This is a genomic window from Pantoea sp. CS_6, from assembly GCF_041954745.1.
In the GTDB taxonomy this organism is placed as follows: Bacteria; Pseudomonadota; Gammaproteobacteria; order Enterobacterales; family Enterobacteriaceae; genus Pantoea; species Pantoea stewartii.
In genome coordinates this window covers 26,229-51,016 of sequence record NZ_JAVAYG010000003.1, presented here as the reverse complement: position 1 = coordinate 51,016, position 24,788 = coordinate 26,229, and the positions used below count along the sequence as shown (strand labels likewise).

Genomic DNA, 24,788 nt, shown 5'->3' with positions numbered 1-24,788 from the left:
TCTGTGGAATGAAACGTCAGAATGCAGCAGTATTTTTGAACAGGCCAACTTTCAGATCGCTGGCTGTATAGATCAAATTCCCGTCAACAAACACTTCACCATCTGCCACGCCCATAACCAGTTTACGGTTAATCACGCGTTTAAAGTGAATGCGGTAGGTGACTTTTTTCGCGTCTGGCAGAACCTGACCGGTGAATTTAACCTCACCCACGCCCAGCGCGCGGCCTTTTCCTTCGCCACCCAGCCAGCCGAGATAGAAGCCAACCAGCTGCCACATCGCATCCAGGCCCAGACAGCCAGGCATCACCGGATCACCAATGAAATGGCAGCCAAAGAACCACAGATCTGGATTGATATCCAGTTCAGCTTCCACGAAGCCTTTATCATATTTCCCGCCGTCCTCGGTCATTTTGACCACGCGGTCCATCATCAGCATATTGCCGGAAGGGAGTGGCGGACCATTTTCGCCGAACAGTTCACCGCGACCAGACAGGATCAGGTCTTCTTTGGTATAGGATTCGCGTTTATCTACCATGTTCTTATTAAGCCTTCTTTTAGTGAATCACGAATATTAGCGAACAGTTGTACACTGAGCAAATGAGATTAACGGTGGTTGAACCAGTTAAGCCATCTCAACGGCCATGCCCGAGGGGTGGGCTCAGGCTGATTCATCTGACTGATGCGCTCCTGAATCGTACGCAGCAGGCATTCGCCTTCGCCGTCTTCCGTGTTCCAGACTTTTCCGGTCAGTAAGGGCAACGCTTCATCAGCCGTATCGATTGCCCAGATATGGAAACGACCGGCTTCGACCGCACTCACAACCTGCTGATTCAGACTCAGGTGGCGCACATTGCAGGCAGGAATAATCACACCTTGCTGACCCGTGAGCTCACGCTGATGGCAGATGTCGAAGAAGCCTTCAATTTTCTCATTCAGGCCACCGACCGGCTGGACGTTACCAAACTGATCGACCGAGCCCGTGACCGCAATTTGCTGATTTAGCGGCGTATCGGCAAGGGCACTGATCAGAGCACACAGTTCTGCCAGCGACGCGCTGTCGCCGTCAACTTCCGAATAGGATTGTTCAAACACCAGCGAAGCAGAAAAAGGCAGTTGCTGATCTAACTCCAGCTCCGCAATAAGATAGGCCTGCATAATCATCATGCCCTTAGCATGAATATTGCCGCCCAGCTCCGCTTTGCGTTCGACGTCGGTAAATTCACCGTCGCCAGGATGAACCACGCAGGTGATACGGCAGGGATCGCCCCAGGCCCGCGGGTGACCGGGATATTCCACGACGGAAAGACCGTTGATCTGGCCCACCACTTCGCCTTCCGTTTCGACCAAAATCTGGCGCAGCAAAATCTCATCACGCATGCGTTCATTCAGATAATTTTCGCGCCACAGACGTGCTTCCAGCGCGTCACGCAAGGCTTCAGCGTTTAGTGTTTCACCCATCAACGCGGTCTCACGCAGTTGACGCAGCAGCCAACGTGGACAAAGGGGATAGGTTTCCTGATCGCCACTATAGCGAACGCCTTCTTTGATGAGCTCAGGCCAAAAGTCCTCATCTGGCGCAGCGATATCAGCCTGTGCGGCCAAATCTACTGTCCAGCGGCACCATGCCAGCACATCATCTTCATCCACAATTTGAAGGTTTTCTTCAAATTCAGTGTAAATTGCCATCTCATGCGCTTCGGCATCCAGCTCCTGAAAATCAGCGAGCGTATCGCGTTCGCCACAGAGCACCAGATTTAACTTCAGCGGAAGCGGCGGGACAGAGACAGGCAAAGGGCGGCGCTCATCCTGCGACAGCCATTCGAGGTAGCCTTGCTCAATGCTCCTTTTCAGCCGCAGCCAGAGCAGAGGCTGAGCGAGGAGCGCACGGAGTGAAAGCACCAGCGTTCCGCCATTGGCACGATGGATCAGACCGGGTTCCAGCTGAATACGATCTTTATGTACCCGGACACAGCCAAACAGCTGCTCCTGCTCAATCCAGTCGGCAAAATGCACACCACCCTGGCTGGTAAAAGGACGCTGACTGTCAGTGGGCGGCTGCAACGTGACGTTGTCGGCCAGGATATGATAATCCCCGCCCGCCAGGGACGAAGCGGTGCCCATTACGCGCTGTGCCGCACTGGCGATCAGCGAGAGATAATCGCGGTTTTCCTGGCTGCGAACCAGCAGCAAAGGAAAACCCTGACTCTGATGGTGCAAGTGGGCCAGCGCATTCAGCAATCGGGGCTGCACCGTTGCTAAAGCATCGGTTTCTTCATCAGCAATTCGGGAGAAAACGGATTGATATTGCGCGCTATCCGGCTGTAAGGCTTGCCACGTGAGTTGAGTGCTGGTCAAAATAATCGCATTTGTCTGTTTTGAGAAAAGCGAGATTATACAGGATTCACTGTGCTTAAGCACTGCGGAGTTCAATCAGAAGTTGTGACACTGACAGCATGTTTTTCGTTGCTGCATCCAGTAAAAAAGCTGTTATTCTTAGTTCGTTACGTGATCACGATGAGATTCCGATGAAATACCAGCAGCTCGAAAATCTTGAATGTGGATGGAAGTGGAAATACCTGGTGAAAAAACATCGGGAAGGTGAACTGATCACGCGTCACCTTGAACTCAGCGCGGCACAGGCGGCAGTCGATAAGCTGTTAATGATGGAGAATCATCCCGTCGACGTTAACGACTGGATTAGCCAACACATTCATCCCGAACTGGACAACCGGCTTAAACAAACGATCCGTGCGCGGCGAAAACGGCATTTCAATGCCGAGCATCAGCACACACGAAAAAAATCCATCGATCTGGAATATCTGGTCTGGCAGCGGCTGGCCGGCCTGGCGCAACGGCGCAACTGCACCCTGTCTGAAACGATTGTGCAGTTGATTGAAGATGCCGAACGCAAAGAAAAGTACGCCAGCCAGATGTCGACGCTGAAGCAGGATTTGCAGGCTATACTGGGCAAGTCGGATACTGACAACGGGTAGTCTACGGAGCAATATTCAGGCCTGCTCCGGATTAAAGGACAAAAAAAACCCCGCATGCGCGGGGTTTTTTATCACGTATAACTTAAGCCTGAGGCTGAGTTACCACGTCTTTGATACCTTTAACGTCGATTTCTACACGACGATCTGGCGCCAGGCAGTCGATCAGGGCTTTACGGCCTTTCACGCTGTCACAGGTGTTGCCAGTCACTGGGTTAGATTCACCCATGCCGCGAGCAGAGATCTTGTTAGCAGGGATACCTTTAGATACCAGGTAATCTACTACAGACTGAGCACGTTTCTCAGACAGTTTCTGGTTGTACTGCTCTGAACCGATGCGATCGGTGAAGCCCAGAACAACGACTGAACCGTCTTTAGGATCCATAGAGCTCAGCTGGCTGTACAGCTGATCCAGAGCCTGCTGACCTTCTGGCTTCAGCGTTGACTTGTTGAAGGTGAACAGAACGTCTGATTTCAGAGTAAAGCGCTTAGTCTGAACAACTGGCGCTGGTGCTGGTGCTGGAGCCGGAGCTGGTGCAGCAACATCATCCTGACCGAAACGGTAAGAAACACCCAGGCTCAGCATGCCGTTGTCTGGACGAGCACCAACGGTCTGTGCGTCACCGATGTTGTTCACCCACTGGTAATCCAGACGGGTTGCCCAGTTTTTGGTCAGAGCATACTCAACACCAACCGCTGCCAGTGGAGAAACACCGGTGTCGTGGTCGCTGATGCGGTTGCCGCCAACTACTTGCTGGGTAGAATCTGCACGCCATACCATACCACCCAGGCGGGTATAAACGTCGAGATCATCAGCGATTGGGTAGCTCAGTTTAGCAGCCAGTTGGATGCCCTGTGCTTTGAAAGCGCCGTTAACCTGGTTGCCTTTGTTAGGCATACGGCCTAACCAGTCATAACCCAGCTCGAAACCCAGGTATGGGTTAGCCTGGTAACCGGCGAATGCGCCAGCACCCAGTTGGCTTTCGTGAGTTGGGCCGTCGTTATTTTGGTAACCGTGACCGTAGTAGCCAGTGTCGTGATACTGAGACCAGCCCAGTTTAGCACCGGTGTACCAGGTGTTATCTTTAGGGGCGGCCTGCGCTACGGTAGCGAAGCCAGCCAGTGCCACTGCAATTGCGATAGCTGTCTTTTTCATTTTGCGCCTCGTTATCATCCAAATAGGCAATGAGCATAAAGGTTGCTCTTGGTTTAATCCTTCGCCGGGTCAAAACGCTCGCTTATGACTCTACCGCAAAAAACGGAGGTTATTGAGCACCCTGGCGAGATAAAGTCTACAACGAGATTGGAAACTTACAAGTGTGATGTGAGGCACTTATGTAAAAAAACAGTGTTTTATACATAAATTCTAACAATTTAGGGTGAACTTCTGTGATGGGGGTAACCCGCAAAATGAGGGCTAAGCCATTGTCATTACTGGCAGGAGCAGAATCAGTGTCTTAGCCCAACGCGAGAGAAAAAATTTCTTGAGATAAATCTCATTTTTTACTTAATGAAACAAATCAGACTGAATTTTTAGCCGACTTTCTGGTCTGACTGGCGTTTTGGAGGACTCACCCGAGCGCAGGATGAGTCCTAACGCTTCACCTTCAGCCGCAGCGAGCTCCAGTTCCCGACGCTCATCTTCATCCAGATCGTAGGGAATCCAGGCTAAAACGACACTGTAATTTCCCGTACGCAGGGCCTTAATCATGGCCTCGACGGCGTTGTAACGTTCAGCGTCGGCGATATGCATACTTTTCTCCAGGGGCAAGCCTGCTTCCTGCATCCAGACCCGACTCAACTTATGCGCCGGTGTTAACCAAAGCTGCCAGCGGGATTGCTGGCTCAGTTGCTGAAGCAACGGTAACAGCAGCATCTGCATCATTCCCGGTTTTTCGCTATAGCGCAATTCAGTAATCCAGCCGCTCTGAGAAGCGGGGTCAGAAGGCGAAGCGTAACGGTGAGTCGGGCATACATTACGGGGATGTTGGGTGCGCATAAATTAATCACTCAGCAGTTGACTGTATGGATATACAGTAATGACATCCTGGATAAAGATCAACCTGAATTTCTGAAAATGCCTCGCAAAATTCGCATAATGTTGACGCCAAAGTGATTTATTCATTGAACCTGCAACTGAATTTTCTTATCTTCTAACCGACTGAATAGTAACGTTTTTAACAGGTTTTTGTTACAAGGAGGTGATGATATGAAGAAAGAACAGCGGGTCGTTTTGCGATCAAAACAACAACTGGCGCCTTTAGGTAATGTCGAATCCCGTACTCAGTTTGGCGGTTACGCCTTAGCTGTTGAGCGCGTCGTGTTTGCCTTGATAAAAGACGATCAGCTTTATCTGCGCGCCAGCGAAGCCCTGCGGGAATATGTGGCTAAACGCCCCTTGGAGCCGCTTATTTTTCGCAAACGCGGTATGCCGGTCAGCCTGAATTATTTCAGGGTTGATGAAAATTTATGGTGTGACCCGGAGCATCTGGTTGCGCTCTCAGCGGCTTCACTACAGACCGCCCGTCGGGAACAGGATGACCGACAAGGCCGGGTGCGTTTAAAAGATTTGCCTAATGTCAGCTTACGGCTGGAAATGATGTTGCATGAGATAGGCATTTGCAGCGTTAAACACCTGCACGAGGTCGGAGCCAGGGCGTGCTGGTTAAAACTAAAACGTTATAACCAGCACCTCGGTTTCAAAACCTTGCTGGCGCTTCAGGGTGCTATTTCGGGCCATCATGAAGCCGCTCTCCCGCCAACGGTTAAAGCGGAGCTGGGTGAATGGTACCAGGCTGCGCTCAAAACAGTGGAAGAGGCGAAGAAAGGGCCTTAGTGAGAACCTAAAGCACGCCGCAGGCGAGCGATTTCCGGCAGCAAGGCAACCAGTAACCCAAGTTGCTGCAGTACCAGCGGCGTAGGCGAATCAGACCCGGCGGTAAACCGGGTAAGGCGTTGTTCCAGTTCCCGACGCATTTCCTCAGCCCGGCTGTCACTGACGATGTCGGTTTGCAGCACATCTTCGACATAGCACACCGTGTCGTCGAGAAGTGCCAGCAGCGCTGGATCAGTGACTTTATCGCGGTGCGCCCCCAGCGCGGAGATATAGCTGAGCAACGAGTGGTTCAGGCAAAGTAGCTGAAAGGCCGATTCCCGCAGCTTAGGGTTGGTACGGGTTTCACTGCTCATATTCGACACGACGGAGGCCAGTTCCGCGTCAGCATTGTGTGCATCGCGGCGGGCAATACGGTAAGCGAGGCGATTATCTTTACCCTGATGGTATTGTTCCATAACGGCATCCAGATAACGGCAATTGGCATTGAGTGTGCGCGTCGCCACCGCCGGAAGCTGGCGAAAACGCCAGTCTGGCCAGATAAAGGTGACGGCCAGCCAGGCCAGCGCACAACCCAGTAACGTGTCCACTACCCGGGGCAGAGCCACCTCAAAGCCTTCGCCTAACAAATTAAAACAGAACAACACCAGCAGAGTAATGAACAAGGTTGCATGAGCATACTGCACCTGACGAAACGCAAAGAACATGACGCCCGTGACCACAATCAAGACCAGTTGGCCTTCAATGGAGGGGACCAGCCAGAGCAGGGGCAGTCCAAGCGCAATGCCCGCGAGCGTGCCGCCAATGCGTAGCGCCAGTCGGCGTTGGGTTGCGCTATAGTTAGGCTGGCAAACAAACAGACTGGTCAGCAGGATCCAGTAGCCGCGCTCCAGCCCGGTAATCTGAATAAATCCGTATCCCACACACATCACAACCGACATGCGTACGGCGTGGCGAAACAGGGCAGAGGCCGGACTCAGGTGAAGGCTGAGGCGCAGTTTAATATCACTCCAGCCACTCAGTTCTTCGCGTGACAGCAGGTTGTCGCTGTGCTGCGGATCAACTGCCTGCGCCTGCTCGGTTTCGATTGAGGCCAGTTGTGCATCGATGGCCTGCAGGTTGCGAAGCAGCCAAAGCAGTGCACCGGTATGGGCGGCATCTGGCTCGCTCTGCGCCAGCCGGTGAATTGCATTTTCCAGACGTTCAAAAACACGCTCAAAGCGGCCATCATGTTCCCAGCGTTCGCGCAGCAGAATCGCCCGGGCAAGCTGGCGACAGGCCTGTGCCTGCATATTCAGTAAACGCTGAAAGCGAAACAGGATCTCGTTGTAACGCCAGTCGCCACGCAGAAGATGGTACTGCAGATGCGAAGAGCTGGCGCGCTCATGGATGTCCTGAGCCACGAAGTAATAGTGCAGGCTGCGTCGGGTACCGCGTGAGCCTCTGTCACCTCGTAAACGGCTTTGCAAGGTGGTCTTGGTCAGATTGAGCTGTGCAACAAGCTGGCTGTTTACCATCGCGGCTTTAACAAATGCGGCATCATCCTGTTCACCCGCGTCAGGATCAAACAGATTGGCTTTGGCATCCAGATAGTGGGCCAGCTGTGAAAAACTGGCTGCCAGTTGTTCCTGCACCGGACGAACCGGAAACATTAAATGGCCCAGCAGCGTCAGCAGGTTATACCACAGTGCCCCAACCAACAGCAGCATGGGCTGCATATACCATTGTGAGAACAACCCAATGCCCAGCATGGTGTAAACGGCAATCAGTAAGGCGCCAAATGCAATGGTGGCATAGCGCTGTCCCAGCGCGCCTAACAGAATGAATCCCCATGTTGAACCTGCCAGGCCGATAATAAATACCAACGGATGCGGGAACAGCAGCTCTACTGAAACCGAAGCGATGCAAAAACAAAGTAAGGTAATCAGCAGGTTTTTAAGCCGCCCGGCCAGCCTGTCATCCAGATCGGCCAGCGCGGCGGCAACCACGCCGAGGGTTAACGGAATCGTCCACTCAATTTGCTGCAGTATCCAGGGCACAGCCGCACATCCTGATAAGGCAAACAGAATGCGCAGCAGATAACGCCAGGTGCTGTTAAAAAGATACTTTCGCCACCCGGACAGCATACTAATAGCGGCGGCGGGCATTGGCATCACGCGCGGCACGCGCCTCTTCCACAGAGACGACCCGACGTCCTACCGGCCAGAGTGCAATGGCGGCAATCTTGAAATTGGCGAGGCCCACCGGAATACCAATAATGCTGATGCACTGCACGATGCCGACAGAAATGTGCGACAGGCATAACCACCAACCGAAAAAGATAAACCAGAAAATGTTCAGAAAGGTGCCGCCGGTGTTCATGATAGAGCTTTTATTCTCCGGGCGCAGAACGTCAACATGGACCGCTTCATTGCCAAACGGCAGAAATGACAGCTTAGTGATCTCCCAGCAGGAGCGCGTTAAGGGCAGGGTAAAGATCAGGACGATACTGATGAGCGTGGCGAATAACCAACTCAGCGTGGTGAAAAATCCACCCAGGATAAAATTAAGAATATTTAAAACAGTACGCATAACAGGCTTTTCCTTTTGCACTCCGCAATCTGTGCCGCCAAGTTTAGCGTGTTTTAAGGCTGGAGCGTCAAGAGTCTGACAGGTAAACTCCGATTACTCTCTATCTTGGTCGTTGGTGTCGGCGTGGAACTTAAAGCAACATCCATGGGCAAACGGCTTGCCCAGCATCCTTATCATCGTGTTCGCCTGTTATCCGCGGGCGTTGAGGTCAGCGGCGACAAACACGAATATTTGATCCCCTTCAATCAGTTGTCCGACATCACCTGTAAACGGGGAATGGTGTGGGGTGAACTGGAATTCTTACTGGCGGACAACAAGGTTGTGCGTTTGCACGGTACTGAATGGCAGGAGACGCAGCGTTTTTTCCACTACCTCATGCAGTCGTGGCAAAGCTGGAGTCAGGAAATGAGTGAAGTATGCGCGGCGGTTTTACAGGCGCTGCGCGACGACATTCAGGGATTCAGCGAACAGGAGCGTTGGCTGAAGCGCAGCGAACTTCAGGCGATCAAAGATAAGATCCGCAAACAGTTTGACGCGTTACCTTTGCCGCTTTCCCGCATTGAGCAGTTTGATTCCTGCCGTGAAAACTGGGCATTTTGCCAATACTGGCTGCAGCAGGGCGAGACGGCGATGACGCAGCGCAATCGTGACTGGACGGCCGCCATGTTGACCCGCTACCGGGATTTTTTCGCCACGGTGGAATCCACTCCGCTGAACGAGTCACAGGCAGAAGCGGTGGTTAACGGCGAAGACGCTGTGCTGGTGCTGGCGGGCGCTGGCAGCGGCAAAACGTCAGTATTAGTGGCCCGCGCGGGGTGGCTGTTACAGCGCAGACTGGCCGCTGCCGATCAGATTTTGTTGCTGGCATTTGGTCGTCATGCGGCGGAAGAGATGAATGACCGTATTCAAAGCCGCTTAGGGGCCGGGGATATCCAGGCGCGTACGTTTCATGCGCTGGCCCTGCATATCATTCGGGAAGGAAGTCATAAACAGCCGGTCATCAGTAAACTCGAAAGCGATGCCGACGCGCGTCGGACATGGCTGATCGACCACTGGCGCCAGCAGTGTAATGAAAAGAAAGCCCAGGCGAATGGCTGGCGGCAATGGTTGCGTGATGAACTGGAGTGGGAGGTCAGCGAAGGCCCTTTCTGGCAGGATGATCGTTTAGCACAGCGCCTGGCGTCTCGTCTTGAACGCTGGCTTGGCCTGATGCGGATGCATGGCGGCGCACAGGCCGCCATGATTGAGGATGTACCTGACGCGCTGCGCGACGTATTCAGTAAGCGGGTTAAATTGATGGCACCCCTTCTGAAGGCCTGGAAAAGTGCGCTTAAGGACGAGGGCGCAGTCGACTTCTCCGGGCTGATTCATCAGGCCATCGCGATCCTTGAAAAGGGCCGCTTTGTCAGCCCCTGGAAGCATATTCTGGTTGACGAATTTCAGGATATCTCGCCACAACGCGCGGCTTTACTCAGCGCGCTGCGTCAGCAAAACACACGCACGACATTGTTTGCGGTGGGCGATGACTGGCAGGCAATTTACCGGTTCAGCGGCGCAGAGATGAGTCTGACAACGGCATTCCATCACTATTTTGGTGAGGGCGATCGTTGTGTGCTGGATACGACCTATCGTTTCAATGATCGTATTGGTGAAGTGGCGAATCGGTTTATCCAGCAAAATCCGCATCAACTGCGTAAGCCCTTAAACAGTCTGACGAAAGGGAATAAAAAGTCGATTGCTTTGCTCCCGCACGATCAGCTTGAGGCACTTCTTAACAAGCTAAGCGGTTATGTTAAAGCGGATGAGCGCGTACTGCTGTTGGCCCGCTATCACTATTTGCGTCCTGAACTGCTGGATAAGGCAAAAACCCGCTGGCCAAAAATGCGTATCGATTTTATGACCATTCATGCCAGTAAAGGTCAGCAGGCCGATTACGTCATTGTGCTGGGTCTGCAGCAAGGCAAAGAAGGGTTTCCCGCGCCGCAGCGTGAGTCCATTATGGAGCAGGGGCTGCTGCCGCAGCCCGAAGACTTCCCTGATGCAGAAGAGCGCCGGCTGGCGTATGTTGCCCTGACGCGCGCGCGGCAACAGGTCTGGTTGCTGTTCGATAAACAGCAACCCTCAGTCTTTGTCGATGCGTTCCGGGCACTGGATGTACCCGTATTACGTAAAGCCTGAATCAGTTCAGGCGTTCGGCAAGGTAGCGCGCGTAATCCGGGATTCGTACGTCCACTGTCTGCGAAAAAAGCGGTGACTGAATAATAAAATCGGCCGTTGCCCGATTGGTGGCGACCGGAATATTCCACACTGTCGCCAGACGAAGCAGGGCCTTAACGTCAGGATCGTGGGGCACGGCATTAAGCGGATCCCAGAAAAACATCAGCGCATCTATTTTGCCTTCGGCAATGAGCGCACCGACCTGTTGATCGCCGCCCATCGGGCCACTGAGCATCGCGTTCACGTTCAGACCGGTGTGACGGTTGATGAGATTACCGGTCGTCCCGGTTGCGTAAAGAATATGGGGTTCAAGTGCGGATTGGTTTCGTGTAACCCAGTCCAGCAGAGAAGCTTTGCAATGGTCATGGGCGACCAGCGCGATATGTTTTTGTTGACCAAGCGTTCGTACGGTGTAGTCCATAACAGCATCCTGATGCCAGTGAGCCCAACAGCCCGTTGCCGCAGTTTACCTTGTACGCTTTCTGTCTATCAACTTGCCCGCAGCATTTTGACCAGATTGATAAATTGCTGGCGGGTTGCTTCATCAAAACGTTCAAACCAGCGCTGAATTGAAGGCGTTGTGCTCTGAACGGACCAGGCGAGGTCCGCCGTCAGTTGGGCAGAACGAGAGGGCGCGGTAAGATTCGCGAATTGCGGCACAGAGGCCGCCAGGCCCATGCGATTATACTTAACCATGGCTTTTTCGATGTCCACGCCCGGGCTGGTGGGCAGCCGATCGCGCACGCTGAATATTTCTTTGCCCTTCTCGTCCACCAGCCTGAAGGCCAGCGTTCGGTCGAAGTTATGTCGCTCGCGCGCACTGGTCAGCGGTGGCAGGCGAATCGTGATGGTTTTTGCCGCCGCAGTGAATGCCACGATCATGGGCACGGACTGGTAGCCCGGTAGCGCCGTCTTACGCGGATCTGCCGGTTGTTCTACCCGAAATAAAAATTGATGTTGACCCCGTTCAAGCTCCAGGCTGTCGGCCCCTTTCAAGAGAGAGCCTGAAATCTTACGCCCGTCCAGTACCATTAGCGTAATCTGCGGATCAAGTTTTAACGTAATTGCAGAACAGGACGCCGAAACGAGGAGGGCAATAAACCCCGTTACAGCCATTGACAGCTTCATTTCGACTCCGGTCAAAAGTGGGTGGATGTAGCAATTTTTTACATTATGGCATTAAGTTTACAATTATACATATATATTCGAGCGAAGCGGCACAATATGTCTTTACGCCAGGTGCGAACTCTGTAACGCCTCATCTACACTAAAGATTAAAGTGAAAGGAGATGGACATGAATGATCAGACTATTCGTGACGTACTGACCCGGACAAAACGCATCGCGTTGGTGGGGGCGAGTGATCGTCCGGAACGCCCCAGTTATGGCGTAATGAAGTATCTGCTTGATCAAGGCTATGAGGTTATTCCGGTGAGTCCGAAGCTGGCAGGCAAAACCCTGTTAGGGCAGACAGCCTATGGATCGCTGGCAGAGGTGCCGGGAAAAATCGATATGGTGGATGTGTTCCGCAATTCAGAGGCGGCATGGGAAGTGGCTCAGGAAGCCATCGCTGCCGGAGCCGATTCGCTCTGGTTACAAATTGGGGTAATCAATGAGCAGGCCGCCGTGCTGGCCCAGGATGCGGGAATGACGGTGATTATGGATCGTTGCCCCAAAATCGAGATCCCGAGACTGGGGCTGGGACACTAATATCAGGCGCGGCAACACCGTTGCCGCCCGCTGTTAATGGCGCAGATGAGGAGCCTGAAGCTGTTTACGTACCGAGGCGGCCAGTTCATCCATTGAGGGCTGCTCAGGATGTTCCGGGCTGGTTTCACCGGCCAACTGAATTTCAGCCACATAGGTATGAACCTGACTGCCTTGTTCATCTTCCATCACCACATGATACCAGGGCGCACTGCGCATGGTATCGGCGGCACCAATTTCATCCAGGTGCGGCTCATCTAACGCGTATTCAGGATCGACATCGACAATGACACCCAGCACGCCGGAGAGGCGATGACGAACCTGCTGACCAATACCAAATTTACTGGCAATCATGATGACCTCCGAAAAAACTGTCCTGCCTGTTATATGGGGGCAGGGACAGTCATTTCAAGTCACATGACGCGGCAGGCGAAGCCTTTCAGGTAAAGTCCTTCAGGATAGGTTGCAATCACGGGATGATCGGCCGCCTGGCGGAACTGTTCAACAAACTGCACGTCACGGCCGGCATCCAGTGCGGCATCTGCGATGATTTTCTGGAAAAGGTCGGTAGCCATTAAGCCCGAACAGGAGAAGGTCAGCAATATTCCGCCGGGATTCAGTAACTGAATGGCCAGCATGTTAATGTCTTTATAGCCACGGCAGGCTCCCATGAGCTGGCTTTTATTCTCCACGAACTTAGGCGGATCCATAATGATGAGATCAAATTTTTCACCCTCATCACGGTAGCGGCGCAGCAGTTTAAAGACATCATCGCGCTGAAATTTAGCACGCGCGAGATCCAGCTTATTCAGCTCAACGTTTTGTCGTGCAACATCCAGCGCGTCCTGAGACGTATCTACGCTGATAACTTCCTGACAACCGCCGATTAGCGCTGATACGGCAAAGCCACCGGTGTAGGAGAAACAGTTAAGCACGCGAGCATCTTTGGCATAGCGCCGTGTGGCATAACGGCTGTCGCGCTGGTCAAGGTAATAGCCTGTTTTATGCCCACCCTGAATATCCACCAGCAGTTTCATATCGTGTTCGGTGATCGGCAAGAGTGCGGGAGGATACTCACCGGTAACGGTGCCCTGCGCCAGTTCCAGCCCTTCTTTTTTACGGACAGCGACATCAGATCGATCGTAGATAGCACAATCCGGAAAGCACTGCTGCAGCGCTGAAATGATAGCCGGGCGTTGGTATTCTGCGCCGGCGGATAATAACTGCAGCACCAGAAAGCGTCCGAAACGGTCAATAGTCACGCCAGGCAGACCATCCGACTCGCCAGCGATCAGGCGATAGCTGTCCAGCCCATCGCGCTCAGCCAGCCATTCACGCCAGACCAGCGCGTGCTGAAAACGCCGCACGAAAAAGGCGATATCGATGGATTCGTCCTGCTGCCAGCTCCAGACGCGGGCGCGAATCTGTGACTGCGGTGAATAGGCGGCGCGAGCCAGCCATTTGCCATTACTGTCACAGACATCAATGGTTTCACCTTGTTGCGCTTTGCCTTCCAGACGAGCAACGGCCCCAGAGAAAACCCAGGGATGGCGACGGAGCAGGGACTTTTCACGTCCCTTCGCGAGAATCAATCGAACGGTCATATTTGCTATGCTTACCTGAAAAAATGAGGCGCTATTGTCCAGTGGATAACGGCAAATTGCAACGAAAGGCAGGAGAAGGCCATGGCGAAGGTCTGTTACAAAGCCTGGGTACAGGGCACGGTGCAGGGCGTGGGTTTCCGTTACAGCACCCAGGCGAAAGCAATCACACTTAACGTGCAGGGTTACGCTTGGAACCTTGAAGATGGTCGTGTGGAAGTCCTGGCCTGCGGCGATACCGAACAGGTCAATGCATTACTCGACTGGTTAAAAGCGGGCGGGCCGCGCACAGCCCGTGTAGAAAAGGTCCTGGTGGAGCCGCATCATGCCGCTGACATGCCGCACGGCTTCACCACGGGTTGATTACAGGCATTTTGCCGGTTTTGGCAGACCGGCAATTTTGGTTGCCTGCTTAGCAGGGCCCTCGGGGAAAAGGCGAAACAGGTAACGGCTGTTTCCTTTTTCTTCGCCATACTTTTTTGCCATCGCCTTCACCAGCATTCTTACGGCGGGGGAAGTATTAAATTCCAGATAAAAGTCGCGCACGAAGCGCACGACTTCCCAATGGGCATCTGTCATGGTGATGGCTTCTTCTGCCGCAATCTGCAGCGCCAGGCCTTCGCTCCAGTCCTGATGGTTTTTCAGATAACCTTCGGCATCGACAGCAATTTCGTCACCGTTGTAATTCATAGTGCATCCTCAGATTCGTTCGGGCTGCAGTTTACCAAACTGGCCCCACAGAAAAAGCAAAAACCCCGCCTGAGCGGGGTTTTTCAGTTTACCTGCAGTGCGTTAGTTACTGCGTGAGAAACCTAAAATGCTTAACAGGCTCACGAAGATGTTATAGAGGGAAACATACAGGCTGACCGTTGCACGAATATAGTTGGTTTCGCCGCCATGAATGATGTTGCTGGTTTCCCACAAAATAGCCCCCGCCGAGAACAGAATGAACAGGGCGCTAATCGCCAGTTGCAGCGCTGGCAAGTGCAGGAACAGGTTCGCCACAACGGCGACCAGTAACACGACAAAGCCCGCCATCATCATGCCGCCAAGGAAGGACATATCCCGTCCTGTCGTCAGCACATAGGCAGAGCAGCAGAAAAACACCAGTGCCGTTCCGCCGAGCGCCAGGGCGATCACGTCACCCATCCCTGCGGCCAGATAGGTGCTCAGGATAGGACCCAGACAGTAGCCCAGGAAGCCCGTAAATGCGAAAGCAGCTAAAATTCCCGTCGGGCTGTCAGCCAGACGGTAGGTCAGGAACATCAGACCATAGAAGCCCACCAGCATCAGGATCAAACCCGGGGCGGGCAGGGCCAGCAGTGTGCTCGCTGTTGCGGTCAGCGCGGAAAAGGCGAGGGTCAGGCCCAGCAGAAAATAGGTGTTACGCAGGACCTTGTGCGTACTCAGTAATGACTGTCGCGATGATGATGAAACTATTCTGTCCATGTTGCGCTCCTGTAAGGCAGAACACCAAATATGCGTTGAGAATACGCAGCGCGATAAAGCGGGAAAAGAGGTTTTACCCTTCTTTACGCGAAAAAAACGCTAATTCTTTGAGCATACTGGCGATTTTGACAACGAATAACGCTTTTTTGACTGTTTTTCAGGCGAACGGATTATCACAGGCTTTACATCTCCATAGGGGATGTTTATAGTGCGCGTCATTGCGGAGGGGTGGCCGAGCGGCTTAAGGCAGCGGTCTTGAAAACCGCCGATGGGAAACCATCCGAGAGTTCGAATCTCTCCTCCTCCGCCACTTCATCTCTTAAAGAGTGAAGTGGCAAGACAGCGTTATCGCATCTTGCCTTTGCAGTAGTATGACAACCCGGAGGGATGGCCGAGCGGCTTAAGGCAGCGGTCTTGAAAACCGCCGATGGGAAACCATCCGAGAGTTCGAATCTCTCTTCCTCCGCCACATTCACAGGCCAGCACAGCGTGCTGGCCTGTTTCGTTTAACGTGCCTGACACGTTTCTCCATTATTATCCCTGCCTTTTCAGTAAACTGGACTGTTTTTACCCGCGTCCGGTATCTCTGCTATAGTCCAGTAATTGTTTTTACTTTCACCTGGCGCTTTTCAGGGGCAAGCTGAGTTACACTATCCGTCACGTCGCTCTATGGCGAGCTAATCGGTTGATAGCCAGAGTGTTTTTTTACTGAATGAATGGAATAGGCACAATGATCAAGAAACTGAGTCTTTGCGCATTGTCGGTACTCGCTGCATTACCGATCGGGACGCTGGCCCACGCCGCGGATAACGAGATGCAGCTCCAGCAGGTACTGATGTTTAGCCGCCATAATCTGCGTGCGCCGCTTGCGGATAACGGTAGCGTACTGGCACAGTCCACCAAAAAAAGCTGGCCAGAGTGGGAGGTGCCCGGCGGGCAACTGACCACCAAAGGTGGCGTGCTCGAAGTCTATATGGGTAACTACACGCGCCAGTGGCTTGCGCAGCAGGGCCTGGTGAAGAACGGCGCCTGTCCGGACAGCAACAGCGTGTTTGTCTATGCAAACAGCCTGCAACGTACCGTAGCGACGGCCCAGTTTTTTGTGAATGGTGCCTTCCCGGGCTGTGATATTGCGGTGACCCATCAGGATGAAATGGGCAGCATGGATCCGGTATTTAATCCCGTGATCACCGACGGCAATGAAGAATTCATCAAAAAAGCGCTGGCGGACATGACTGCCGCTAATGAGAAGCTGGCCCTGAAGCCAGCGTATCAGCGTCTGGACAAAATTGTCGACTACAAGTCTTCTCCGGCCTGTAATAACAAAAAGCAGTGCGATCTGAGCAGTGGGCAAAATACCTTTATTGTTGAAAACGGCAAAGAGCCTGGCGTGAACGGACCGCTGAAAGTGGGGAATTCCCTCATGGATGCCTTTACGCTGCAATATTACGAAGGCTTTCCGCTGGATCAGGTTGCCTGGGGGCAAATTAAAACCCCTGAGCAGTGGCAGTCACTGTCAGCGATTAAAAACGGTTATCAGGACACGCTGTTTACCACACCAGATGTGGCACGCAACGTCGCGGCTCCGCTGGTGGACTATATCCGCAGCCAGCTCATCGATCAGGATAAAGCTGACTCACCCAAAGTGACCCTGATGGTAGGGCATGACTCCAACATAGCGTCATTGTTGAGCGCCTTACAGGTCAAACCTTATGATCTGCCAGAGACCTATGAGAAAACACCCATTGGTGGACAGGTGGTGTTTGAACGCTGGCATGATGCCAAAAACAACAAAGACCTGCTGAAGATGGAATACGTGTATCAGACCGCCGATCAGTTGCGCGATGCCCAGGTGTTAAGTCTGAAAACGCCACCGAAGCGCGTCACCCTGCAACTGGCGGGTTGTCCGACTGACGCGAACGGTTACTGCAGCTGGGAGCAGTTTACCCAGGTGCTGAACAGCGCGCTGCAGGGGACCGCGTTGCAACCGGCGGCGGCAGAGCAGCCAGCGGCCAGTGCCGACGCGGGCGCGGCGAATCCTGCGGAGTCAAAAGCTGACGATAAAGCCAGCGCCGATAAGGCGACGGCTGATAACGCTGCTGCCCAGAAAGCGGCTGACGATAAGGTAAAGGCGGACAAAGCGGCTGACGAGAAAGCGAAAGCTGATAAAGCCGCCGCAGATAAAGCCGCTGCGCAAAAGGCGGCGGATGAGAAGGCCAGCGTTGATAAGGCTGCTGCCCAGAAAGCGGCGGATGACAAAGCCAAAGCGGAAAACGCCGCCAACGCGCAAAATAAAACAGATAACAGTCCTGCGAAGCAGCCCGCTGCAGCCAACTAATAGCTTTCGGTCACTGAAAACAAAAAACCCCGTTATGACGGGGTTTTTTTACGCTTCAGGCTGCGCTTATCCGGCCACAACCACCAGTTTCTGGTTCGCAAACTCTTTGATACCCAGATCGGAAAGTTCGCGTCCGTAGCCAGAACGCTTCACACCGCCGAAAGGCAGCTCCGCAGAGGTGTCGCTCTGCGAGTTGATGAACACCATGCCCGTTTCAATGGCGGAGGCCAGCTTACGGCCACGCGCAATATCGCGTGTCCACACGGAACCGCCCAGCCCATAGTGTGAATCATTGGCCAGGGCCACCGCCTCGTCATCATTGGCGACCACATAAACCTGCGCCACCGGGCCAAAAAACTCCTGAAAATAGGCAGGGTTATCGCGGGTGATATGGGTAAGCAGCGTGGGCTGGTAATAGCACCCTACGCCCGCCACCGCTTTACCACCTGTGACCAGCTTAGCGCCGTTTGCGACGGCTTCATCAACCTGTTTAACCAGACGATCGCGCGCATCAGCCGACGAAAGCGGTCCCAGAGTGGTTTTCTCATCCAGCGGATCGCCCAACACCGCAGCGTTAAGCGCCGCACTGAATTTATCGATAAAGGTATCTGCAATCTTCTCGTTCAGAATAAAACGTTTGGCTGCTGTACAGACCTGACCGCAGTTGCTCAGTCGCGCCTGCACGCCCTGACGAACGGCTTCATCCAGATCGGCATCCTCCGTGACCACAAAGACGTCATTGCCGCCCAACTCCAGCGTAGATTTTTTCAAATGCTTACCGGCCTGTTCAGCAACGGCGCTTCCCGCCCGTTCGGATCCTGTCAGAGCCACGCCCTGTACCCGGTCATCGGCAATCAGTTCCGCAACCTGATCGGTAGAGATAAACAGGTTGGTCCAGGCACCCTCAGGCGCGCCCGCTTCCTTCACCAGCTTTTCGAAGACATCGGCACAATGCGGTACGATGTTGGCGTGTTTAGCCAGTACCGGATTACCCAGTGCCAGATTCGGTGCCAGCACGCGCATCAGTTGGTAGTAAGGGAAGTTCCACGGTTCGACCGCAACCAGCACACCAATGGGATGATACTCAACCCAGGCGTCGCCCAACTCACTTTCATAAGGTTGTGGCTTCAGGATGCGTTCTGCATGCTCAGCGTAATAGCGGGCGATTTGCGCGCAGATTTTGACTTCGCCACGGCTTTGGCCAATCAGCTTGCCCATCTCTTTACTGGCAATAGTCGCCAGTTCTTCCGCACGATCATCAATCAGATCAGCCAGTTTTTTCAATACCTGAAGTCGTGGCTGAATAGCGCCTTTACTCCAGTCAGAGTGGAACAGCCGATCCGCCGTTTCCAGCGCTTGCGTCACGGCCGCGCTGTCATGGGAAGGCCAGCTTTTCATTAACTGATTGTTTGCCGGGTTGATGCTTTGATAGGAAGACATAGAATTCTCCGTGGTCAACGATAAAAAAAAAGGGCGGGGCCAGGCCCGCCATGCCGTCAGACGTTCTTTCGCTCAACCGTTTTGTCGTCCCACGTGAGGACGTCCTGATCGGTTTTTTCAAATGCGCGGATTAATACGTCATCGCTTCCCTGTTGACGCCAGATCTCTTCCGCCAGGCGCTCGTCATAGTTTGCGACTTCAAAAATGGCCTCGGCAATTTCGGGCGAGGTGTGACGCAAACTGGCCCATTCACCTACGTGATGTGCTTTTGACTGATTCGTCGACATACTGATCTCCTTCTGAAAGGTTAGTCCTTAAGTTTTGCTGCCAGCCCGGCAACGTGTTCGCCCTGGAAACGGGCAATAATCAATTCTTCCTGGGTTGGCTGACGTGAACCGTCACCACCGGCCAGCGTAGTGGCACCATAAGGCGTACCGCCGCGGACCTCAGAAATGTCAAACATCTCTTTGGTACCATAGCCGATAGGCACGATGACCATGCCGTGGTGGGCGAGGGTGGTCCAGACAGACGTAATGGTTTGTTCCTGTCCTCCTCCGGTACCGGTGGAGGTAAAGACGCTGGCAATTTTGCCGTAGAGCGCGCCAGAGGCCCACAGGCCGCCTGTCCGGTCCCAGAATGTTCGCATCTGCCCTGACATGTTGCCGAAACGGGTAGGGGTGCCCACGATGATGGCATCATAGTCAGGCAGTATCTCTGGCGTCGCTTCAGGCGCGGATTGCTGAGTTTTACCGCCAACTTCCGCAAAGCGTTGTGCATCCATGGTTTCGGGGACGCGCATCACATCTACCTGGGCGCCAGGCACCTTGCGTGCGCCTTCCGCGACAGCGTTCGCCATGGTTTCAACGTGTCCATACATTGAATAGTAAAGCACCAGAATCTTAGCCATTGATCTCTCCGGGAGTTAGTCAACACATCGAAAAGTATAGAAGAGCTTTACCTGACTGTGAGAAATCACCGGTCAGACAGTCAGCGTAACGACACTGAAAATGCTGAGAGCGGTTTTTTTTAAGGATTAATCGTCGTCTTTTAAGTCAATTCTTAGCGTAGAGTCTGTTTCTAAATGTAATTTTCAGCAATCCGGAGACTTAAAAGGTGGAATGTCACACCGGCTTTCACGCACATGACCTTCGATGAACATCAAGCCGCCTCACGTGAAGCGATGTGGCACTGAACGTTCATGCATCAGAAGATCGCAAACAGGTGCAGGTATGTTCACCTGTTATCGCTCCAGCCCAGACCGTGTCAGGTGACGGGGTGCAGCCTGATGCGAGGCGACAGTCACGCGGCAGGAAACGGAATTGCATTCGCCCGGATCACTGATCACAATAGCGCCTGAAAACAGATACAGGTGAATTATGTCGGATACGACTCGCAAACTGACCGTCGGTATTACGCGTCAGGAACTGGTCCTTATTTTTATTACGGTAATCTGGGGGGGAACGTTTCTGATCGTGCATCAGGCGATGCATTATTCAGGTCCGTTCTTCTTTGTCGGTTTACGCTTTGCTACCGCTGCGCTGTTACTGGCGTTTTTTTTCCGCCGCTATCTTGCTGCTGTCTGTTGGCGCGAAGTCAAAGCGGGCACGATGATCGGCCTCACGATTGCGGGGGGCTACGGCTTACAAACCTGGGGCATGCAGACGATATCCAGCAGTCAGTCAGCGTTTCTCACCGCGCTTTATGTTCCCGTGGTGCCGCTGTTGCAGTGGCTGTTTCTGCGCCGTCCGCCAAAACTGATGGCGTGGTTGGGTATTTCACTGGCGTTCTGCGGATTGATTCTGGTCGCGGGGCCGCAGGATGGCCGAATTGCGCTGAATCAAGGGGAAGCCGCGACGTTACTCAGCACGCTGGCTATTGCCGGAGAAATCATTCTTATCAGTCGTTTTGCCGGTCAGGTTGATGTGCGTCGGGTGACCTTCATTCAACTGACTGTCGCTTCCCTGTGTGCCTTCTGCTTTATGATCCCGAATGGTGAATCCGTGCCTGCGTTATCGACCCCGCTGTTAGTCAGCGCGGTCGGGCTCGGCGCAGCCAGTGCGCTGATACAGGTAACAATGAACTGGGCTCAACGCAGCGTATCACCGACACGCGCCACGGTCATTTATGCCGGTGAACCGGTCTGGGCGGGTGTGGTGGGGCGTGTAGCAGGCGAGCGTCTGCCGGCCGCTGCCATTCTTGGCGGTATCCTGATTGTCTGCGGAGTCATTGTCAGCGAGTTGCGCTGGAAACGTAGCATGCCATCGGCCTCTTCCGATGAATAGTGGCGCGAGAATAAGTGCTTATGGCCCTGTCAGTGTGGCCCTTTCCCTGCGCCGTATATCACAGCTGTCGGCACGTTACCGCCTGAAAACAGTCTGTTGCCGTGATGCGTAACGGTAACGTGAAGGAGAAACGTATGAAAAAGGCTACGCCCGGGCCAACGCGTCGTGCGGTCGCCGTTGCAGCGAAACGTGCGGCAATTCTGCAGGCTGCCCTGACCTGTTTTTCCCAGTTTGGTATTCACGGGACGCGGCTGGAGAAAGTCGCGGAGCAGGCTGGCGTCTCCAAAACCAATTTGCTGTACTACTATCCCTCTAAAGAAGCGCTTTATATTGCCGTATTAAAAGAGATCCTGGATGTCTGGCTGGCACCGCTACGTGCCCTGACTTACGAGCAGGAGCCGTTGCGCGCCGTGCGTCAGTATATTCGCCTTAAGCTGGAGGTTTCTCGCGATTATCCACAGGCATCAAAGTTGTTTTGCCTGGAAATGCTGCAGGGTGCGCCCTTGCTGAAAGGTGAACTGGCCGGCGATCTGAAGACGTTGATGGACGACAAAACAGCGATAATTGAGCGCTGGATAGCTGAAGGACGGCTGGCGTCAATTGCGCCTCAGCATCTGATCTTTATGCTGTGGGCGACGACACAGCATTATGCTGACTTTGCCAGCCAGGTCGAAGCGATCACGGGGAATCAGCTCAGCAATCCTGTTTTCTTCGAGGAAACGGTGGAGAACGTTCAGCGCATTATTATTGAAGGCATTCGCGTTCGTTAATAAAACGCGATCAAACTCAGCCCTGTAACAGACAAGGGAGTGGCGTGATGGATTCTGTTTCACAATGTGTTCTGGGCGCATCCGTGGCGTTGGCTGTGATGGGGCGGCGCGTACCTGCCTGGCAAGCCGCGGCGGTAGGCGCAATCAGTGGCACATTGCCCGATCTGGATGTGTTTATCGACCACGGTGATGCTATCCGCAACATGACGCTGCACCGGACTGAAAGCCATGCCTTACTCTATCTGACGTTGTGTTCACCGTTGCTCGCCGCGCTGGTCGCGCGGCTGTTCAAATCCGGCGTGACATGGATCGCCTGGTGGCCTGCTATTTGGCTGGCGCTGATCACGCATCCCCTTCTTGATTTGATGACAGTCTATGGCACTCAGCTTGGGCTGCCTCTCACCGATCATCCTTATGCGATTGGCAGCATGTACATCGTCGATCCGCTTTATACGTTGCCGCTTATCATCGGGCTCTGTGTCGCTTTGTGGCGGCGTAACAGACGGGGATTACGCTGGAATCACGCGGGGCTGGCACTCAGTACCGGCTACCTCGCCTGGAGTATGGTCATTCAGCAGGTGGCTGATGAACACATTAAACACTCACTCGAACAGCAGGGGGTGGCGACTGACAAGGTGTTGGTCACCCCAACGGCATTCAATACGCTGGTCTGGCGCAGCGTCATCATCACGCCTGACCGCTATGGCGAGGCTTACTGGTCTTTGCTGTCGCCTGCTCGTCCTGTCACGGTAACGTGGCGGCCGCGTCATCCTGAGCTATTCGTCCCGTTTAAAGGAAACTGGCTGGCAGAACGTGTTGCCTGGTTCAGCCATGGCTTTTATGCCATGGATGAGCGTGACGGGCAGGTCACCATTGCAGATTTGCGTATGGGAGAAGGGAGCCATTACACGTTTACGTTTGGTTTGGGCACGGCGGAAAGCCCTGATTTGCAGCCACAGCGCCTGCCGTCTGGTGAACGGGCCCTGCGCCGCGGCGTCAGTCGTATACTTGAGCGGTTATAAAAAAGCCCGACGTGCGTCGGGCTTTTCTCAGTCTCTATATCAACGACGCGTGCGTCGACGCAGTTGCCAGCCTGCGGCGAGCAGGATAAACCACAACGGCGTGACCATGAGTGCCTGTCGCGTGTCTTCCTGCAGTGTAAGCAGCACCAGTATAAAGACAAAAAACGCCATACATGCCCAGCACATGAATTTGCCTAAAGGCATTTTAAATGTCGAGGCGGCATGACGTTCCGGAAATTTTTTGCGATATGCAAGGTAACTGCACAGGATAATGGTCCACACAAACATAAACAGAATGGCAGACACGGTGGTCACCAGCGTAAAGACCGTCATCACATTTGGGATCAGGTAAATCAGAGCCACACCACACAGCAGGCAAAAGCAGGAAAAGAACAAGCCGGTCGTGGGCACCGCGCGTGACGATAAACGACCAAAAGCACGGCTGGCAACGCCCTGCTGCGACAGACCATACAGCATGCGGCTGGTGGAGAAAATACCGCTGTTGGCTGAGGATGCCGCCGACGTCAGGACCACGAAGTTAACAATGCTGGCCGCAGCTGGCAGGCCAATGAGCACGAACATTTCCACAAACGGACTGCGATCGGCCAGCACTTCGGTCCACGGGGTAACGGACATAATCACCAGCAGCGCCAGAACATAGAACATAATGACGCGCAGCGGAATGGCATTAATGGCCCGCGGTAAAACCCTGTGCGGGTCATGCGTTTCGGCCGCCGCTGTGCCCACCAGCTCGATACCGACAAACGCAAAGACGGCGATCTGGAATCCGGCAAAGAATCCGCTCAGTCCTTTCGGGAAAAGCCCCCCGTGCTCCCAGATATTACTCAGTGCAGCGGTGCCACCACCCGGCGACGGGTAATGAATGGACACCAACACAATCCCGGTAATGATCAGCGCGACAATCGCCACGATCTTGATGATGGCAAACCAGAACTCCATCTCGCCAAATAATTTCACCGTGGCAATGTTTAAGGCCAGGAAAACAAAAACACATAGCAGTGCGCTCATCCAGATCGAAAAGCCGGGAAACCAGAGCTGGAAGTAGGCGCTTATAGCCACCACGTCGGCAATGCCGGTAACAACCCAACAGAACCAGTATGTCCAGCCGGTGAAGTAGCCGGCCCAGGGACCCAGTAAGTCAGCCGCAAAGTCGCTAAAGGATTTATACTCAAGATTCGACAGCAGTAATTCGCCCATTGCCCGCATGACAAAAAACAGCATGAAGCCGATGATCATGTAAACGAAAATGATCGAAGGTCCTGCCAGACTAATTGTTTTACCCGAGCCCATGAACAAACCGGTGCCAATCGCACCGCCAATAGCGATGAGCTGGATGTGTCGGTTATGAAGATTACGTCGCAGCGTGTCATCGCCCTGTGAGCTCGCCTGCGTTTGAGTAGATTGATCAACCATGAAAGTGTCTTTCCTGTCTTGATGTTGTGTCAGCTCTGGTGGCTGTTGAGAATACCGGATTGCCGGGAGCAATTTGGCATAAGATAGTGGAAGTGTTAATGAAAACGGTAATTGTTTTTTAACAATATCGGACAA

The 24,788-nt window shown here is 53.5% G+C and carries 25 protein-coding genes and 2 tRNA genes; 11 read left to right on the top strand and 16 right to left on the bottom strand.

The features are described from left to right. Positions 1-16: 16 nt before the first annotated feature. Positions 17-535: a bifunctional 3-hydroxydecanoyl-ACP dehydratase/trans-2-decenoyl-ACP isomerase gene (gene fabA, locus RAC90_RS05515; protein ID WP_375124086.1), complete on the bottom strand. Its 519-nt coding sequence runs from the start codon at positions 533-535 to the stop codon at positions 17-19. Between the two features lie 68 nt (positions 536-603). After that, on the bottom strand, positions 604-2,430 hold the full coding sequence (locus RAC90_RS05510) for an AAA family ATPase (RefSeq protein ID WP_375124085.1): 1,827 nt from the start codon (positions 2,428-2,430) through the stop codon (positions 604-606). Between the two features lie 95 nt (positions 2,431-2,525). On the opposite strand from RAC90_RS05510, the gene matP reads away from it, so the two are divergent. Continuing rightward, the gene (matP, locus tag RAC90_RS05505) at positions 2,526-2,993 is read left to right on the top strand and encodes a macrodomain Ter protein MatP (protein WP_375124084.1); all 468 of its coding nucleotides are present in this window, start codon (positions 2,526-2,528) and stop codon (positions 2,991-2,993) included. 82 nt (positions 2,994-3,075) lie between these two features. Here matP and ompA read toward each other — a convergent pair whose 3' ends face one another. Both ompA and sulA read right to left on the bottom strand, forming a co-directional pair. Further along, positions 3,076-4,146, bottom strand: coding sequence for a porin OmpA (ompA, locus tag RAC90_RS05500; RefSeq protein WP_033737609.1), 1,071 nt, complete (start codon positions 4,144-4,146; stop codon positions 3,076-3,078). Positions 4,147-4,497: 351 nt separating this feature from the next. Beyond that, the gene (gene sulA / locus RAC90_RS05495) at positions 4,498-4,989 is read right to left on the bottom strand and encodes an SOS-induced cell division inhibitor SulA (RefSeq protein WP_039341244.1); all 492 of its coding nucleotides are present in this window, start codon (positions 4,987-4,989) and stop codon (positions 4,498-4,500) included. Between the two features lie 210 nt (positions 4,990-5,199). Here sulA and RAC90_RS05490 point away from each other — a divergent pair, with 210 nt between their 5' ends. Beyond that, positions 5,200-5,826, top strand: a complete 627-nt coding sequence (locus RAC90_RS05490; RefSeq protein ID WP_033737607.1) for a TfoX/Sxy family DNA transformation protein — start codon at positions 5,200-5,202, stop codon at positions 5,824-5,826. On the opposite strand, the gene yccS is transcribed toward RAC90_RS05490, so the two are convergent. Then, the gene (gene yccS / locus RAC90_RS05485) at positions 5,823-7,970 is read right to left on the bottom strand and encodes a YccS family putative transporter (protein ID WP_375124161.1); all 2,148 of its coding nucleotides are present in this window, start codon (positions 7,968-7,970) and stop codon (positions 5,823-5,825) included. The genes RAC90_RS05490 and yccS overlap by 4 nt on opposite strands. Further along, positions 7,951-8,394, bottom strand: a complete 444-nt coding sequence (locus tag RAC90_RS05480) for a YccF domain-containing protein (protein ID WP_375124083.1) — start codon at positions 8,392-8,394, stop codon at positions 7,951-7,953. The genes yccS and RAC90_RS05480 overlap by 20 nt, the downstream gene beginning before the upstream one ends. 123 nt (positions 8,395-8,517) lie before the next feature. On the opposite strand from RAC90_RS05480, the gene helD reads away from it, so the two are divergent. Beyond that, the gene (gene helD, locus RAC90_RS05475) at positions 8,518-10,572 is read left to right on the top strand and encodes a DNA helicase IV (RefSeq protein ID WP_375124082.1); all 2,055 of its coding nucleotides are present in this window, start codon (positions 8,518-8,520) and stop codon (positions 10,570-10,572) included. 1 nt (position 10,573) lies between these two features. Here helD and mgsA read toward each other — a convergent pair whose 3' ends face one another. Beyond that, the gene (mgsA, locus tag RAC90_RS05470; RefSeq protein WP_039341234.1) at positions 10,574-11,032 is read right to left on the bottom strand and encodes a methylglyoxal synthase; all 459 of its coding nucleotides are present in this window, start codon (positions 11,030-11,032) and stop codon (positions 10,574-10,576) included. A gap of 68 nt (positions 11,033-11,100) precedes the next feature. Then, on the bottom strand, positions 11,101-11,739 hold the full coding sequence (locus RAC90_RS05465; protein ID WP_375124081.1) for a DUF2057 family protein: 639 nt from the start codon (positions 11,737-11,739) through the stop codon (positions 11,101-11,103). A gap of 167 nt (positions 11,740-11,906) precedes the next feature. Between RAC90_RS05465 and RAC90_RS05460 the strand changes: the two genes are divergently transcribed. Then, complete coding sequence (locus RAC90_RS05460) at positions 11,907-12,320, top strand: CoA-binding protein (RefSeq protein WP_033737602.1); 414 nt, start codon at positions 11,907-11,909, stop codon at positions 12,318-12,320. A gap of 33 nt (positions 12,321-12,353) precedes the next feature. Here the strand turns inward: RAC90_RS05460 and hspQ are convergent, their stop codons facing one another. Both hspQ and rlmI read right to left on the bottom strand, forming a co-directional pair. Then, positions 12,354-12,671: a heat shock protein HspQ gene (gene hspQ, locus RAC90_RS05455; RefSeq protein ID WP_006118675.1), complete on the bottom strand. Its 318-nt coding sequence runs from the start codon at positions 12,669-12,671 to the stop codon at positions 12,354-12,356. 59 nt (positions 12,672-12,730) lie between these two features. Beyond that, a complete protein-coding gene (rlmI, locus tag RAC90_RS05450) occupies positions 12,731-13,921 on the bottom strand; it encodes a 23S rRNA (cytosine(1962)-C(5))-methyltransferase RlmI (RefSeq protein ID WP_205954433.1) in 1,191 nt (396 codons plus the stop codon). A gap of 81 nt (positions 13,922-14,002) precedes the next feature. On the opposite strand from rlmI, the gene yccX reads away from it, so the two are divergent. Then, positions 14,003-14,281, top strand: coding sequence for an acylphosphatase (yccX, locus tag RAC90_RS05445; RefSeq protein ID WP_375124080.1), 279 nt, complete (start codon positions 14,003-14,005; stop codon positions 14,279-14,281). Here yccX and tusE read toward each other — a convergent pair whose 3' ends face one another. Together tusE and yccA are read right to left on the bottom strand one after the other, a co-directional pair. After that, complete coding sequence (tusE, locus tag RAC90_RS05440) at positions 14,282-14,608, bottom strand: sulfurtransferase TusE (RefSeq protein WP_006118678.1); 327 nt, start codon at positions 14,606-14,608, stop codon at positions 14,282-14,284. A gap of 102 nt (positions 14,609-14,710) precedes the next feature. After that, complete coding sequence (yccA, locus tag RAC90_RS05435) at positions 14,711-15,367, bottom strand: FtsH protease modulator YccA (RefSeq protein WP_006118679.1); 657 nt, start codon at positions 15,365-15,367, stop codon at positions 14,711-14,713. 222 nt (positions 15,368-15,589) lie between these two features. Here yccA and RAC90_RS05430 point away from each other — a divergent pair. From RAC90_RS05430 to agp, 3 genes are all read left to right on the top strand, one after another. Then, positions 15,590-15,677 (top strand) — tRNA-Ser (locus tag RAC90_RS05430). 71 nt (positions 15,678-15,748) lie between these two features. Then, positions 15,749-15,836, top strand: a tRNA-Ser gene (locus tag RAC90_RS05425). 261 nt (positions 15,837-16,097) lie between these two features. Then, positions 16,098-17,705, top strand: a complete 1,608-nt coding sequence (gene agp / locus RAC90_RS05420) for a bifunctional glucose-1-phosphatase/inositol phosphatase (protein WP_375124079.1) — start codon at positions 16,098-16,100, stop codon at positions 17,703-17,705. 66 nt (positions 17,706-17,771) lie between these two features. Here the strand turns inward: agp and RAC90_RS05415 are convergent, their stop codons facing one another. Genes RAC90_RS05415 through wrbA form a run of 3 tightly spaced genes read right to left on the bottom strand, consistent with a single transcriptional unit; the run spans position 17,772 to position 20,052 of the window. Then, positions 17,772-19,145 carry an NAD-dependent succinate-semialdehyde dehydrogenase gene (locus RAC90_RS05415; protein WP_110267822.1) on the bottom strand — a complete coding sequence of 458 codons (1,374 nt, stop codon included), beginning with the start codon at positions 19,143-19,145 and terminating at the stop codon, positions 17,772-17,774. A gap of 56 nt (positions 19,146-19,201) precedes the next feature. After that, positions 19,202-19,432 carry a YccJ family protein gene (locus RAC90_RS05410; protein ID WP_006118682.1) on the bottom strand — a complete coding sequence of 77 codons (231 nt, stop codon included), beginning with the start codon at positions 19,430-19,432 and terminating at the stop codon, positions 19,202-19,204. Between the two features lie 20 nt (positions 19,433-19,452). Then, the gene (wrbA, locus tag RAC90_RS05405; protein ID WP_006118683.1) at positions 19,453-20,052 is read right to left on the bottom strand and encodes an NAD(P)H:quinone oxidoreductase; all 600 of its coding nucleotides are present in this window, start codon (positions 20,050-20,052) and stop codon (positions 19,453-19,455) included. Between the two features lie 469 nt (positions 20,053-20,521). Here wrbA and RAC90_RS05400 point away from each other — a divergent pair, with 469 nt between their 5' ends. The 3 genes from RAC90_RS05400 to RAC90_RS05390 all read left to right on the top strand — a co-directional run bounded on the left by RAC90_RS05400 (position 20,522) and on the right by RAC90_RS05390 (position 23,219). Next, positions 20,522-21,427 carry a DMT family transporter gene (locus RAC90_RS05400; RefSeq protein WP_054634205.1) on the top strand — a complete coding sequence of 302 codons (906 nt, stop codon included), beginning with the start codon at positions 20,522-20,524 and terminating at the stop codon, positions 21,425-21,427. Between the two features lie 134 nt (positions 21,428-21,561). Then, positions 21,562-22,197: an HTH-type transcriptional regulator RutR gene (gene rutR, locus RAC90_RS05395; protein WP_054634204.1), complete on the top strand. Its 636-nt coding sequence runs from the start codon at positions 21,562-21,564 to the stop codon at positions 22,195-22,197. A 47-nt stretch (positions 22,198-22,244) separates the two neighbouring features. Beyond that, positions 22,245-23,219 (top strand): metal-dependent hydrolase, encoded by a 975-nt coding sequence (locus RAC90_RS05390; RefSeq protein ID WP_054634203.1) that lies wholly within the window; start codon positions 22,245-22,247, stop codon positions 23,217-23,219. A 39-nt stretch (positions 23,220-23,258) separates the two neighbouring features. On the opposite strand, the gene cycA is transcribed toward RAC90_RS05390, so the two are convergent. Continuing rightward, a complete protein-coding gene (cycA, locus tag RAC90_RS05385; protein ID WP_054634202.1) occupies positions 23,259-24,653 on the bottom strand; it encodes a D-serine/D-alanine/glycine transporter in 1,395 nt (464 codons plus the stop codon). Positions 24,654-24,788: the final 135 nt, after the last annotated feature.